Annotated in this window: 15 protein-coding genes; 2 read left to right on the top strand and 13 right to left on the bottom strand. The window is 65.9% G+C overall.

The features are described 5' to 3' along the window. Window positions 1-5 precede the first annotated feature (5 nt). Entirely contained in the window at window positions 6-1,883 is a 1,878-nt protein-coding gene (locus ACN9M1_RS12370) for a chorismate-binding protein (protein WP_426394745.1), read from the top strand. Here the strand turns inward: ACN9M1_RS12370 and ACN9M1_RS12365 are convergent. The 9 genes from ACN9M1_RS12365 to ACN9M1_RS12325 all read right to left on the bottom strand — a co-directional run bounded on the left by ACN9M1_RS12365 (window position 1,827) and on the right by ACN9M1_RS12325 (window position 9,482). Next, the gene (locus tag ACN9M1_RS12365; protein WP_426394743.1) at window positions 1,827-2,522 is read right to left on the bottom strand and encodes an ABC transporter ATP-binding protein; all 696 of its coding nucleotides are present in this window, start codon (window positions 2,520-2,522) and stop codon (window positions 1,827-1,829) included. The two genes, ACN9M1_RS12370 and ACN9M1_RS12365, sit on opposite strands and share 57 nt — an antisense overlap. Next, window positions 2,519-3,226 carry an ABC transporter permease gene (locus tag ACN9M1_RS12360; protein ID WP_426394741.1) on the bottom strand — a complete coding sequence of 236 codons (708 nt, stop codon included), beginning with the start codon at window positions 3,224-3,226 and terminating at the stop codon, window positions 2,519-2,521. Before ACN9M1_RS12360 ends, ACN9M1_RS12365 begins: the two co-directional genes overlap by 4 nt. 11 nt (window positions 3,227-3,237) lie before the next feature. Continuing rightward, window positions 3,238-4,056, bottom strand: a complete 819-nt coding sequence (panB, locus tag ACN9M1_RS12355) for a 3-methyl-2-oxobutanoate hydroxymethyltransferase (protein WP_426394740.1) — start codon at window positions 4,054-4,056, stop codon at window positions 3,238-3,240. Window positions 4,057-4,120: 64 nt separating this feature from the next. Beyond that, a complete protein-coding gene (locus tag ACN9M1_RS12350; RefSeq protein WP_426394738.1) occupies window positions 4,121-4,765 on the bottom strand; it encodes a deoxynucleoside kinase in 645 nt (214 codons plus the stop codon). A gap of 38 nt (window positions 4,766-4,803) precedes the next feature. Continuing rightward, window positions 4,804-5,319, bottom strand: a complete 516-nt coding sequence (folK, locus tag ACN9M1_RS12345) for a 2-amino-4-hydroxy-6-hydroxymethyldihydropteridine diphosphokinase (RefSeq protein WP_426394736.1) — start codon at window positions 5,317-5,319, stop codon at window positions 4,804-4,806. Further along, window positions 5,316-6,917 carry a polynucleotide adenylyltransferase PcnB gene (gene pcnB, locus ACN9M1_RS12340; RefSeq protein ID WP_426394734.1) on the bottom strand — a complete coding sequence of 534 codons (1,602 nt, stop codon included), beginning with the start codon at window positions 6,915-6,917 and terminating at the stop codon, window positions 5,316-5,318. Before pcnB ends, folK begins: the two co-directional genes overlap by 4 nt. A 12-nt stretch (window positions 6,918-6,929) precedes the next feature. Continuing rightward, the gene (locus tag ACN9M1_RS12335) at window positions 6,930-7,604 is read right to left on the bottom strand and encodes an HAD family hydrolase (protein ID WP_426394732.1); all 675 of its coding nucleotides are present in this window, start codon (window positions 7,602-7,604) and stop codon (window positions 6,930-6,932) included. A 61-nt stretch (window positions 7,605-7,665) separates the two neighbouring features. Beyond that, window positions 7,666-8,367 (bottom strand): DnaA regulatory inactivator Hda, encoded by a 702-nt coding sequence (hda, locus tag ACN9M1_RS12330; RefSeq protein WP_426394730.1) that lies wholly within the window; start codon window positions 8,365-8,367, stop codon window positions 7,666-7,668. 44 nt (window positions 8,368-8,411) lie between these two features. Then, window positions 8,412-9,482, bottom strand: a complete 1,071-nt coding sequence (locus tag ACN9M1_RS12325) for an AI-2E family transporter (protein ID WP_426394729.1) — start codon at window positions 9,480-9,482, stop codon at window positions 8,412-8,414. 154 nt (window positions 9,483-9,636) lie between these two features. On the opposite strand from ACN9M1_RS12325, the gene purM reads away from it, so the two are divergent. Further along, on the top strand, window positions 9,637-10,686 hold the full coding sequence (purM, locus tag ACN9M1_RS12320) for a phosphoribosylformylglycinamidine cyclo-ligase (RefSeq protein ID WP_021195872.1): 1,050 nt from the start codon (window positions 9,637-9,639) through the stop codon (window positions 10,684-10,686). 72 nt (window positions 10,687-10,758) lie between these two features. On the opposite strand, the gene ACN9M1_RS12315 is transcribed toward purM, so the two are convergent. From ACN9M1_RS12315 to alkB, 4 genes are all read right to left on the bottom strand, one after another. Then, a complete protein-coding gene (locus ACN9M1_RS12315) occupies window positions 10,759-11,175 on the bottom strand; it encodes a hypothetical protein (protein WP_426394726.1) in 417 nt (138 codons plus the stop codon). Between the two features lie 50 nt (window positions 11,176-11,225). Further along, entirely contained in the window at window positions 11,226-12,296 is a 1,071-nt protein-coding gene (gene ada, locus ACN9M1_RS12310; protein ID WP_426394725.1) for a bifunctional DNA-binding transcriptional regulator/O6-methylguanine-DNA methyltransferase Ada, read from the bottom strand. Window positions 12,297-12,397: 101 nt separating this feature from the next. Then, window positions 12,398-13,039, bottom strand: a complete 642-nt coding sequence (locus ACN9M1_RS12305) for a DNA-3-methyladenine glycosylase family protein (RefSeq protein ID WP_426394723.1) — start codon at window positions 13,037-13,039, stop codon at window positions 12,398-12,400. 1 nt (window position 13,040) lies between these two features. After that, a complete protein-coding gene (alkB, locus tag ACN9M1_RS12300) occupies window positions 13,041-13,697 on the bottom strand; it encodes a DNA oxidative demethylase AlkB (RefSeq protein WP_426398858.1) in 657 nt (218 codons plus the stop codon). Between the last annotated feature and the right edge of the window lie 4 nt (window positions 13,698-13,701).

The raw sequence follows: 13,701 nt of genomic DNA, 5'->3' as shown, positions 1-13,701 counted from the left end.
TCGTCATGCAGTTGCCGCAAGCCGGCGCGCCGTTTGCGCTGCTGGACGATGCCACCTCGGGCGGCGCACCGTGTTCGCGCTGGTACACCGGTTACGCCGGTGAATTCTTCCGGCCCGCTGGCGTGCTGGACGGCTTGGATGACGATCTTCGTGCTGCGTGGCACGAGGGTTTGCATGCGCTGATCGTCGCGCCGTATGAGTTTGGCGGGCCGTTGGTCGGTCTGCCGGCTTCCACGGAAGTTTCTTCTGCATTACCTGGCCACGATGGCCGCTTGCGCGTGCTGCTGTTTCGCTCGATGCAGGTGCTGTCTCCGGTCGAGATCGATGCGCTGTTCGATGCGTGGCCAGAAGCGGCCGGCGCGGCCGGTCTGTTCGACTGTGCCGCCAGCGTCGATCACGCCACCTATACCCACTCCATCGCGCGCATCCACGACTGGATTGCGGCGGGCGACACTTACGAAGTCAACTACACCTACCGCCTGCGCATGAGCGCGTTCGGCGCGCCGGCCGCGCTGTATCGGCGCTTGCGCGCGCGTCAGCCGGTGCCGTACGGTGCACTCATCGGGTTGCCGGAGGGCGGGGCGATTCTGTCGTGTTCGCCGGAGCTGTTTTTCTCGCACCACGCTGGCAAGCTGGTCGCGCGGCCGATGAAGGGCACTGCGTCTGGCACCGGCGACGTCGAAGTCGACGAGGCCCGTGCCATCGCCCTGGCTGCCGACGAAAAGAACCGTGCCGAGAACCTCATGATCGTCGACCTGCTGCGTAATGACTTGGGCCGCCTCGCGCGGCCGGGTTCGGTGCGCGTGCCGGCGCTGTTCGAGGTGACGCCGTTCGGCAGCGTGCTGCAGATGACGTCGACCGTGGAGGCGGAGATTCCGCCAGCTACCGGCCTGGCCGATTGCCTGCGCGCGTTGTTCCCGTGTGGCTCCATTACCGGCGCGCCCAAGCGGCGCACGATGGAGATCATCGATGCACTGGAGCCAGAGCCACGTGGCCTATACACTGGCGCGATCGGGTGGATCGACGCACCCACTGACGATCGCGCGATGGGCAATGCGTGCTTCTCCGTGGCGATCCGCACGCTGGTCTTGAGTGCACCCGGCACGGACGGCCTGCGCAAAGGCGAACTCGGCATCGGCTCGGGCATCGTGCATGACAGCGTCGCCGACGAGGAATACGCCGAATGCCAGTTGAAGGCGCGTTTCGTGACGGCGCTTGATCCTGGCTTGTCGCTGTTCGAAACCATGCGGGCCACGCGCGATGGTGTGCCGCTGCTGGATCGTCATCTGGCGCGCTTGGAGCGTTCGGCACGTGCATTCGGTTTCCCATTCGAGCGCGCAATGATGGTCGCCGAGGTCGCGCGCGCATGCGCGCCATTGCAAGGTGCGGACGATTTCCGCATGCGTCTATCGCTGGAGCGTGATGGCAAGTTCAGCGTGACGGCCGCGCCGCTACCGCCGTTGCAGGCGCCAGTCAGCCTGCGCGTCGCGCCGCAATCACGCGAGGCCGCGCACAGCCTGCCAAGCCACAAGACGAATCTGCGCGCCGCTTACGACGCCGCCTGGCAAGCCGCCGAGCGCGAGGGCGCGTTCGATGCCGTGTTCTTCAATGCGAACGGCACGCTGGCCGAAGGTGGGCGTTCCACGGTGCTGGTGAAGCTCGATGGCGCGTGGTGGACGCCGCCGTTGTCTGCGGGTGTCTTGCCCGGCGTGATGCGCGGCGTGTTGCTTGACGATGCGATGCCCTGGCTGGGCGGGCCGCTGCGCGAACGCGTCCTCACGCGCGCGGATGTCGCTCGCGCGGAAGCCATCGCAATCTGTAATGCCCTACGCGGCGTGGTGCCCGCGCATTTCGAGCCGCCCTTGGCCGTCGACGTGTTCTAGCTTCCACCGCGCGACGCCGGGCAGGTTGATGAGCTCGCGGTCGTGGCAGACCATCAGCAGGGCGCGGCCCTCGGCTGCCAGTTCGCCCACCAGCGCGATCACCTGTTCGCGCGCGGCACCGTCCAGATTCGAGGTGGGCTCATCGAGTAGCAGTACGTCTGTTCGCAGTGCGCGCGCCCGGGCCAGCGCCAGGCGCTGCGTTTCGCCGCCGGACAACCGTTCCGGCGGCACATCTACCACGTGCTCTAGACCGGCCCACTGGATGGCGTCGTCGACACGCGCAAGCGCTTCCGCATGCGCCACACGGTGTGGCCCTGTGGTCAGCCCATAGGCGAGATTCGCGCGTACCGACGTACGGAAGAGATACGGGTGCTGATGCACATAGGTCAGCCGTGCCCGTAGCTCAGCCGGATACGGTGATAGCGATTGACGGCCGTGTCCGAAGTCGACCGTGGCCCCATTGGCCGGCGCCAGCCCAGCCAGCATGCGCAGCAGTGTGGTCTTGCCCACGCCGTTGGCGCCGGTAATGACGATCGCGTGGCCGGCTGAGAGCGCCAGGCGTGGAATGTCGAACAGCGCGCGCGTGCCATGCTGGCAGCGCAGACTTTCAAACACCATCATCGGCTGCGAGGGCGTCATGCGCTTTCCCTCCGATAGGTTCCGGCGCCTTGCAGCCACGCGAGCACGAGGTTGACGAGCAGCGCCAGCACGATCAGCACGATGCCCAGCGCAATGCCCTGTGCGAACTCGCCCTTGCTGGTTTCCAGCGCAATCGCCGTGGTCATGGTGCGGGTGATGCCCTCGATGTTGCCGCCGACCATCAACGCAGAGCCCACCTCAGCGATGACGCGGCCGAAGCCCGCCACCACGGCCGCCATCAAGCCGAATCGCAGTTCACGGAACACCGTCAGCAGCAGGCGAATGCGGCCGGCACCGAGCACGCGGGCCGTTTCAGCGAGTCGCGGGTCAGCGCGTTCGAGCGTGGTCAGCGCAAACGCAACGATGACCGGCAGGCCAAGCACTGCTTGCCCGAGGATCATCCCGCCCTGCGTGAACAGCAGCCCGAAGCCGCCCAGCGGCCCCTGGCGAGAGAGCAGCAGGTACAGCAGCAGCCCGATCAGCACGGTGGGAAAGGACAGCGATGCCTGCGCCAGTACCACCAACGCGCGTCGCCCCACAAAGCGGTGCATGGCGATGCCATAAGCGATGAGCAAGCCCGGCGGCGCCGCCAGCAGCAACCCGGCAATCGCGACCTTCAACGACACCCAGACGATCGTCCACAGCGCCGTGTCGCCGCTGGCGAGCAGGGCGAAGGCGTCGACGGTGGCCGACCAGATTTCCATGTGGGCGCGGCTTAGGCGAAGGTGTGTTCTGGGCCGGGGAACGTGCCGTCCTTGACGGCGGCAACATACGCGGCGACAGCGCCGTCGATGGTGGTCTGCCCGTCCATGAAGTTGCGTACAAACTTGGGCCGGTGGCCGGGGAACACGCCCAGCATGTCGTGCATGACGAGCACTTGGCCCGAGCATTCCAGCCCGGCGCCGATGCCGATGGTGGGAATCGCCAGCAGACGCGTCACCTCGCCGGCCAGCGCGGCAGGAATCGCTTCCATAACGACGAGTTGCGCGCCAGCATCCTGCACGGCCAGCGCGTCGAGCTTCAACTGCTTGGCCGCTTCATCGCCGCGGCCTTGCACCTTGAAGCCGCCAAAGGCATGCACCGACTGCGGCGTGAGGCCGATGTGCGCACACACCGGAATGCTGCGTTCAACGAGGAACTTGATCGTGGGCGCCAACCACACACCGCCTTCGAGCTTCACCATTTGCGCGCCGGCCTGCATCACGCGCACCGCGCTGTGGAAGGCCTGCTCAGGCGTGCCGTATGTGCCGAAGGGCAGGTCTGAAACGAGCAACGCCTTATCGATGCCGCGCGACACGCATTCGGTGTGGTAGACGATGTGTTCCAGTGTGACCGGCAGCGTGGTCTTCTGTCCTTGCATCACGTTGCCGAGCGAATCGCCGACGAGCAGCACATCGGCGCCGTTGCGATCCATCAGGGCGGCGAAGCTGGCGTCGTAAGCGGTGAGCATGGCGATGCGCTCGCCGGCGGCGCGCATGGCCTGCAGCGACGTCACCGTAACGGCCTTGCGGTTCGATTCCTGGAGATAGCTCATGGACTGGTGTTCCGTGGGGCATCGTGACAGCCCACGCAGACCATGCGGTGCGTCGGCGATTGGCTTATCGCGTTGCCAGCTTGATGAATTCCTTGGGCCCGCGCATTGCGTCGATGCGGGTGAGCAAGGTGCGGAAATCGTCGTCGTTGCCCGCGGGGTCGAAGGCCGCTGTGTCGACGATCAGCGTCGGTGCGGCATCGTAATACAGAAACAGCTCGCCGTATGCGGCGCAGATGCGTTGCAGGTATTCGGCGTCGATGCCCGTTTCGTAAGGAACGGCGCGCTTGGCAATGCGCGGCAGCAGGTCTTCGGCGCGCGCCTGCAGGCAGATGACGAGGTCGATGCGCTGCTGCGGCAGGGCCAGCGCATTCGCCATCGCGTCGTACAGCGCGAGTTCATCGGCCGGCAGCGTCAATTGGGCGAACAGGCGATCGCGCGGCAGGAAGCTGTCAGCGACGATGCGTTCGCCCGTGAGCGTCGCCTTGTGCCACGCCTTTAAGCGCTCTGCACGCTGCAGCAGGAAGCGCAATTGCACCGGCAGCGCATAGCGCGCCGGGTCTTGGTAGAAGCGGGCGAGGAAGGTGTTGTCGTTCGGTGTTTCGAACGATGTGGCGGCACGCAGATGGTCGGCCAAGCGCCGGGCCAGCGCGGTCTTGCCCACGCCGATCGGGCCTTCAACGACGATGCGGCGCAGGTGATCAAGAGCCATCAGTAGAGGTGGTGCGTCAGGTGCAGAGAATCAGAGAGTCAGGCGGCGGGCTGCTTGGCGCGCATGCATTGGCACATCGTGGTCTTCTCGATGCGCTGGTCGGCCACGCCGGGCAGCAGTTCGGCCACTGCGCCGATGCCAGGGATCACGAGATCGGGCGCCAGCTCATGCAGCGGCAGCAGGGTGAAGGCACGTTGGCCCACGCGCGGATGCGGCACCGTCAACTCAGGTGAGGTGAGGACGTGGTCGCCGTAGAGCAGCAGGTCCAGGTCGAGCGTGCGCGGTGCGTTGTGGAACGGTCGCTCGCGGCCGAACTGGTCTTCGATGTGGTGACAGATGCGCAGCAGTTGGTCTGCCGTGAACGGCGTCTCGATGCACACGACGGCATTGATGTAGTCGTCGCCGCTCGATTCCACCGGTGCGCTGCGATACAGGCTCGATTTGCCCGTGACGGTGATGCCGACCTGCTGCGCGAGGCAGACCACGGCGTCTTTCACTGCCTGGCGTGCGTCGCCCAGGTTGGCGCCGATGCCGATGTACGCCACTGTCTTCACGTTTCCTCCGAACTTCCCGGATTGACGTCAACGACTGTATCCGATTTCGCCGGACCGCGTCGGCGGCGACGGCGCTTGCCCGCGCTGCTGGTGCCGCTGGTGCCGCTGGTGCCGGTATTGCCGATATTGCTGGCGCTGGCGGGGGCGTGCTTGGCCTGCGCCATGAGGGCGTCGCGGGTTTCGCCGTCGCCGTTCTGGAAGTTGGTCCACCAGTCGGCGAGCTCTTGCGGCAATTCGCCCGAGGCGCAGCGCAGGACGAGGAAGTCATATCCGGCGCGGAAGCGCGGCGATTCCAGCAAGCGATACGGCATGCGGCCCGAGCGCTTTTCAAAGCGCGGCTGCATGCTCCAGATTTCTTTCATGTCCGACGTGAAGCGGCGCTGGATGGCGAGCTGCTCGGTCTGGCGATCCAGCACTTCGTCCATCGCGGTGTGCAGCGCGGGGATGAGCGGCTCGCCGGCCGAGCGGCGGCGGTTCCAGTGTTCGACCACGTGGTGCCACAGCAGCGAGGCAAACAGGAAGCCCGGCGATACCGGCTTGCCGGCCTTGACGCGGTCGTCCGTGTTGTCGAGCGCAAGTTGCACGAAGCGCTGACCCATCGGCTGCTCCAGCGCCACATCCAGCAGCGGCAGCAGGCCGCGGTGCAGGCCGGCCTTGCGCAGCTCCTGCAGCGATGCCCAGGCGTGGCCCGACATCAGCAGCTTGAGCATCTCGTCGAACAGGCGGGCGGCCGGCACGTTGTGGATCAGCGGGCCCAGTTCGGCAATCGGCGCGCGCGTGTCGGGGTCGATGTCGAAGCCGGTCTTGGCCGCAAAGCGCACCACGCGCAGCATGCGGACCGGGTCTTCGCGGTAGCGCGTGAGCGGGTCGCCGATCATGCGCAGCGTGCGTGCGCGCATGTCTTCCATGCCGTGATGGTAGTCATGCACGGTTTCGTCGGCGGGGTTGTAGTACATCGCGTTGACGGTGAAGTCGCGGCGGGTGGCGTCTTCGGCTTGGGTGCCCCAGACGTTGTCGCGCAGCACGCGGCCGCTGGCATCCACAGCGTGCGTGTGGTGGTCAAGCTCGGTGCGCTTGACGCGCTTGCCGGCGGGCACCTGTTCGGCGTCCACCGCATCAACGAGCGCGCGGAAGGTCGAGACTTCGATGATTTCCTGATCGCGCCCGCCGTAGAACGTCACATGCACGATCTGAAAGCGCCGGCCGATGATGCGCGAGCGGCGGAACAGCGCCTGCACCTGCTCGGGCGTGGCATTGGTCGCCACATCAAAGTCTTTCGGCTTGATGCCCAGCAGCAGGTCGCGCACGGCGCCGCCCACGATGAAGGCGTCATACCCAGCTTCCTGCAGCGCAGACGTGACCTTGACGGCGTTGCGCGAGAGCAGCGTCGAGTCGATGCCGTGCTCTTCCACGCTCCACACGCGCGCCTGACGGGGCACGCCGCCGGCAGATTTGGTGCGCGGCTTTGGCGGCTTCGACGTTCTAGGCGCCCTGGGGGTGCGGGGTTTTTTGGCGGGGGCGGTGCCGGGCTCGACAGTCGAGGCGGGTTCTGCAGCGGTCTTCTTGCCCAGCAGACGATTGATGAGTTTCTTGATCACGCCGCGCCTTGCTCAGAAGATGTCCATGATGCGCCAGTTGCGCGCGGCTGCGAGATTGCGCAGCGTGTCATCGGGGTTGGTGGCGACGGGGTCGGTCACTTCCTCCAGCAGCGGCACATCGTTGGCCGAATCGCTGTAGAAGGTGCTGCGCTCGAAGTCGCTCCAGCCGCGGCCCATGTTGGCGAGCCACTCGTGCACGCGCGCAACCTTGCCTTCGCGGAAGCTCGGTGTGCCGAACACATCGCCGGTGAAGGCGCTGTCGGGTGTGCCGTCGGCGGTGGCCGGTTCGGTGGCGATGAGGTGATCGATGCCGAAAGCCTTGGCAATCGGCCGCGTGACGAAGCTGTTGGTGGCCGTGACCACGCAGCACAGGTCGCCCGCATCCAGGTGCTTGTAGACCAGCGCCTGCGCCTGCGGGGTGATCTTCGGCAGGATCACGTCGTGCATGAATTCAGCGTGCCACTGGGCCAGCGTGTCGCGCGAGTGCGCGGCCAGCGGTGCCAGCGCAAAGCGCAGGAAGGCGTGGATATCCAGCGTGCCGGCTTTGTAGTCGGCATAGAACTGATCGTTCTTGCGCTGGTATTCGGCTTCATCCACCACGCCGCGGCGGATGAGGAAACGCCCCCACTCGTGGTCGCTGTCGGTGGGGATGAGGGTGTGATCGAGGTCAAAGAGGGCCAGATTCATGGGGCGCGATTTTACCCGAAGGTGATGTCACCTGATGTCGCCACCCCGGCGGCCCTCCGGCTCACTTGATCGGCGCGAGCATTTCGCGCACAAGCGGCAGGGTGACGGCGCGCTTGCGGGCGAGCGAGTAGGTGTCGAGGGCGTCCAGCAAAGCCATCAGGCTCGGCATGTCGCGATAGGAGTGCGTGACAAGCCACTGGGGTACGTCGGCGGAGAGCTGCATGCCGCGCTCGCGGGCGGCTTGGCGCAGGGCTTCGACCTTGTCAGCGTCGGACAGTGGGCGCAGCCAGTAGACCAGCCCCCAGCCCAGGCGAGTGCGCAGGTCTTCCCGCAGCGGCATCGACATGGGGGCGGCTGCCCCGGCGATGGCGATGGCGGCATGCGGGTGCGCGCGCACTTCATTGACGAGATTGAACACGGCCACCTGCGCCCATTCGTCCAGGCCTTCGGCGTCGTCGATGGTCCAGACGGTGACTTCCGGGTCGAATTCGTAGGCCTCGAGCGGGGCATCGGGGGCCAGCGTGCGGACTTCGTAGCCGCCGGCCTCCGCCTGCGCACAGATGGCTTGCAGCAAATGGCTGCGCCCGCTGCCTTCTTCGCCCCACAGGTAGACGAGGCGGTCGGTGGCGGTGCCGTCTACCACCTGCGGAACCAGGGCGCGCAGGCGCAGCAACGCCTCTTCGTTGCCAGCGGCGACGAAGTTGTCGAAGGTCGGGGCCGGAGGCGCGCCGAGTTCGAGCGGTAGCTGTTCTGGTTGGGCCATGAAGCGTTAGGTGGCGGGTGAGTCGCAGTTGGCTCGCAGTTGGGTTACTCGCGGTAGAGCCTGCTGTTCAGATAAAGGTGCCGGATCTGCCGCAAACCGACCAGTAGTACGGCACTGATCGGCAGGGCCAGCAGGATACCGAAAAATCCGAACAATTGGCCAAAAGCCAGCAAGGCAAGGATGACCGCCAGTGGGTGCAGGCCAATACGCTCGCCCACCAGGCGCGGCGTCAGGTAGAAGCCTTCGAGCACTTGGCCGATGCCGTAGACCACGGCCACGGCCAGCAAGCCATAGAGATTGCCAAACTGCAGCAGTGCCGCGAGCACCGCCAGCGTCAGGCCAATGCCGAAGCCGATGTACGGGATAAACACGGCCAGCCCCGTAAAGATACCGACCGGCAGCGCCACGTCAAAGCCCGCTAGCGCCAGGCCAGAGGCGTAATACACCGCCAGCACCAGCATGACGATGACTTGCCCGCGCAGGTATTGCGACAGCAGGCCGTCGGTTTCGGCTGCCAGCTCGCGCGTCTTGGCCAACCAGCGGCGCGGCACGGCGGTTTCCAGTCGGCGCATGAGCATGTTCCAGTCCATCAGCAGGTAGAACATCACGATCGGCACCAAAAAGGCGATGGCCAGCACCTGCAGCGCCGCAGAGCCCGACACACGCAGATAGGCCAGCGCAGTGGACATCACATCCTCCGGGCCGGCAGCCAATTGGTCGGTCAACAGGCGCCGCAGGCCCGGGAAGTCGAAACGCACATGCACGCCCAGTTCCGCCAGCTTGGGAGACGCCACCGCATTGAGTTTCGCCAGCATGCCGGGCAATTGATCGCGAATGGCGGGAATCTCTTTTTGCAACACCGCCAGCACCAGCAGCGCCAGCGCCACGCCCACCACCGTCAGCAGCAGGATCATCAGGAACACCGCCAGCACGCGCGGCACGCGGTGGCGTTGCAGCCATTCCACTCCGGGGTGCAGGATGTACGACAGGATGAACGCGCAGACGAAGGGTGTGAGCGTTGGCGCCAGCAACTTGAGCAGCGCCAGGAAAATGACCGCCACGGCGATCCAAGCCAGCGTGCGCTTGGTTTCCTGCGTGAGCAACGGGGCGTTCATGGGTGGTGAGGGTTCCGATGGCGGGTGGGGGAGTCGGAAAAGCAGCCATCGGGGTGGCCGCATCCGGTAAAATCGCGATTTTACTGGACCGGCGGGTCCGAATTTTGTGCCGTCCCGCTGTGCGCCACCGGATTTCTTCTATTTACACGACTGTATGAGCGCTTCCGAAACCCCATCCGCAGGCCTGTCTTACCGCGACGCAGGCGTCGACATCGAGGCGGGTGACGCCCTGGTTGACCGCATCAAGCCGTTTGCCAAGCGCACCATGCGCGAAGGCGTGCTGGGCGGCATCGGCGGCTTCGGCGCGCTGTTCGAGCTGTCCAAGAAGTACCAGGAGCCGGTGCTGGTGTCCGGCACCGACGGCGTGGGCACCAAGCTGAAGCTGGCGTTTGCCCTGAACCGCCACGACACCGTCGGCCAGGATCTGGTCGCCATGAGCGTGAACGACATCCTGGTACAGGGCGCGGAGCCGCTGTTCTTCCTGGATTACTTTGCCTGCGGCAAGCTGGACGTCGACACCGCCGCCACCGTGGTCAAGGGCATCGCCCAGGGCTGCGAACTGGCCGGCTGCGCGCTGATCGGTGGTGAGACCGCCGAAATGCCGAGCATGTACCCGGACGGCGAATACGATCTGGCCGGCTTTGCCGTCGGCGCGGTTGAAAAGCGCAAGATCATCGACGGCACGACCATTGCCGAGGGCGATGTGGTGCTGGGCTTGGCTTCGTCGGGTGCGCATTCGAACGGCTACTCGCTGGTGCGCAAGATCATCGAGGTGTCGCGCCCGGACCTGAACGCCGATTTCCACGGCCAGCGCCTGCAGGACGCCATCATGGCGCCGACGCGCATCTACGTGAAGCCGCTGCTGTCGCTGATCGAGAAGCTGACCGTCAAGGGCATGGCGCACATCACCGGCGGTGGCCTGACCGAAAACGTGCCGCGCGTGCTGCAAGACAACCTGACCGCCGTGCTGCACAAGAGTGCTTGGACGCTGCCGCCGCTGTTCCAGTGGCTGCAGAAGGCCGGCAACGTGGCCGATGACGAAATGCACCGCGTGTTCAACTGCGGTATCGGCATGGTGGTGATCGTGTCGGCGGCCGATGCACCGGCAGCCATCGCCCACCTGAAGGACGCGGGCGAGACGGTCTACCAGATCGGCGAGATCCGCGCCCGCCAAGCTGGCGAAGCGCAGACGATCGTGGTCTGATGCGGAGTTCGCACCAACAAAAAACCGCCGATGACTTCGGCGGTTTTTTTATGCGCGGCGTTTGGCCGGCGGTTATTTCAGCGGCACGTATTCGCCCGTGGCGGGGTCGTCTTTCTGCACGGCACCGGTGGCTTTGTCGATCAGCAAGGTGACCACGCGTGGGGCGGTGTTCGGATCGCCGCCGCAGGACTGGGTATGGTTCTCCAGCACCTCAACGCTGTAATGCGTGTCGTCTGGCTGATCGGGCAGGAAGGAGAGGCACTCCTGCGGCAGGCTGGTCAGCTTGTACTTATCGATGGCGGCACGGGCGAGGTTGGTCGCCTTGGCATGTTCAGCTTCACTGAGGGCCGGGGTGCTGGCGGCCGGTGCGCTGGCCGTGGCGGGTGCGGACGCCGGCGCCTGGGCAGCGGGCTTCGGTGCCTCGCCAGATCGGTTGCAGCTGGCCAGTGCGAGGGCTGCGAGCGCTGCTATAAGCAGAGGGCGAATCATGGTGCGGACTCGATGTGCAGAGAGATCGCCACTGTACTCGCAACCCCCGCTTACGACTGCGCTTCGCGCTCCAACAACACACGCTTGCGTTCCACACCCCAGCGATAGCCCGAGGTGTTGCCGTCGCGCCGAATCACCCGATGGCACGGGATGGCCACGGCAATGTGGTTTGCCGCACAGGCCTGTGCCACCGCTCGTACCGCCTTGGGCGCCCCAATGCGCGCGGCAATCTCGGTATAGCTGGTCGTGCTGCCGGGCGGTACTTCGCGCAGGGCTTGCCACACGCGCTCCTGGAAGGCGGTGCCGCGCACGTCCAGCGGCAAATCCAGGCCAAGGGACGGCGCTTCAACGAATCCGACCACCTTGGCCACCAAGTCTTCAAAGCACGCATCGCCGCCGATGAGTTCGGCCTTGCGGAAGGTGTCCTGCAGATCGCGCACGAGGGCGTCGGGGTCGTCGCCCATCAGGATCGCGCAGATGCCGCGGTCGCTCTGCGCCACCAGGATCGAACCGAGCGAGCATTCGCCTACAGCAAAGCGGATCGTCGTCTGTGCACCGCCCGCGCGGTAGCGGCTGGGCGTCATGCCGAGCACGTTGTCTGAGGCTTCGTAGAAGCGGCTGCTGGCGTTGAAGCCGGCATCGTAGATGGCTTCGGTGACGGAGCTACCACGTCCAAGCTGCGTGCGCAGTTTGCGGGCGCGGTGTGCCGCAGCGTAGACCCTGGGCGTGAGACCGGTCACGCTCTTGAACAGGCGGTGAAAGTGATACGGGCTCAGGCCGGCTTCTTCAGCCAGCACATCGAGCGTGGGAGGCGTTTCTGCAGCCTCAATGCGGCGGCAGGCCGCGGCCACCAGCGCGGCTTGCTGCGTGCGTGCGGTGGTCTGGTCGGGGCTGGCGCGGCGGCTGGGACGATAGCCTGCGGCTTCCGCATCGGTGGGTGTGTCGAAGAACTCGACGTTCTCCGGGCGCGGCAGACGCGACGGGCTGCTCGGCTGGCAATACACGCCGGTGGTCTTGACGGCGTAGACGAACTGGCCGTCGGCGGACGGGTCACGTGCCAGCACGCGGGCCCAGCGTGGGTCGTGTTCGGTGGCGAGGGTGGGAGCGATCTTGGCGGACATGTGCATGGCATCAGTCGGTGAACATCAATGCCTGTACTGTAGGTGCGCCCCTGCGTCGGGACACTCCGGGGCTTGCGGTCAAATTCGGGGCGATGGCCATGTCACTTGCTTGGCATCCGCCACAAATACCATGCGGCGATGGTGCGATAGGGGCTCCACGCGCGGCCGATTTCGATCATCTGCTTGCGCGTCGGTGCGGTTTCCATGCGCTTGAGGCGGCGGTAGCCATCACGCACGCCGAAGTCGTCGGCGGGCAGGATGTCGGAGCGCTCCAGGGTGTAGATCAGCAGCATCTCGACCGTCCAGCGGCCGACGCCACGCAGCATTGTGAGCCGATCGATGAGCGCTTCGTCGGTCATGGCGATCGCTTGCTCGTGCGCTGGAACGATGCCCTCGAGCGTCGCTTGTGCAATGCCGCGAATGGTCGCCAGCTTGGTCGCCGAGAAACCGCAGCTGCGCAGGGCAATCTCGTCGGTCGCAAGGACCTGCTCGGGCGCGGGAAAGCTGACGCCGGGATACAGCCCCAGGAAGCGGCCGAGGATGGCGTCGCCCGCCTTGGCGTGCAGTTGCTGGTAGGCGATGGCACGCACCAGCGCTTCGTAGGGTTCGCGGGCGGGTTTGGCGGCGTGGCGGCACGGGCCGATGCTGGCAATGTGGCGCGCCCAATCGTCGTCGAGCGATGAAAGGAAATCGGCGGCCTGCCGGTAGGCGTGCTCGGACAGATCGGCAGCGATGGTCGTCATGTCAACCGGCCTTGCGGAAGGTAAGGTTGATGCGCTGGCTGCCCAGTAGCGGATGCGGATGGTCTTTGAGCGGCGCGACGCCGTGATAGCGCAGGCGGTCCGGGCCGCCCCAGATCACCACGTCGCCGTGGAAAAGGGGTATGCGCTGGGTCTTGTCGGCACGCCTGTGGCCGCCCCATAGGAACATCGCTGGCATGCCGAGCGAGACGGAGACGATCGGTGCGCCGTAGTCTTGCTCGTCTTTGTCTTGATGCAGCGACAGGCGCGCGCCGGGCGCGTAGCGGTTGATGAGGCAGGCGTCGGGCGTGAAGCCAGGGAAGCCGGCTTCGGCGGCGGCGTTGTGGGCGAGGCGCAAGAACACGTCGGGCAGCGGTGGCCACGGGATGCCAGTCAGCGGGTCATGCGTGGCGTAGCGGTAGCCGCGGCGGTCGGATGTCCAGCCCAGCGTGCCGCAGTTGGTGAGCGCCACGGACATCTCAAAGCCGCCCGGCGTGACCATGTGCCGAAACGCCGCTTGCTGTGCGATGGCGTCTACGGCGGCGAGCAACGCGGGCGCATCGGGCAACGCGAAGCCACGCAGCACGAACGCCGCCTCGCCGAGCACGATGCGTGCGTCGTCGGTGGGTACGTGGTCGGCAAACAGATCGCCGGTTGTCATGGTC

Origin of the sequence: Ralstonia sp. R-29, from assembly GCF_049913345.1 — a bacterium.
GTDB lineage: Bacteria > Pseudomonadota > Gammaproteobacteria > Burkholderiales > Burkholderiaceae > Ralstonia.
The sequence above is the reverse complement of the archived record's forward strand: the minus strand, read 5'-3'. Positions and strand labels throughout refer to the sequence as shown.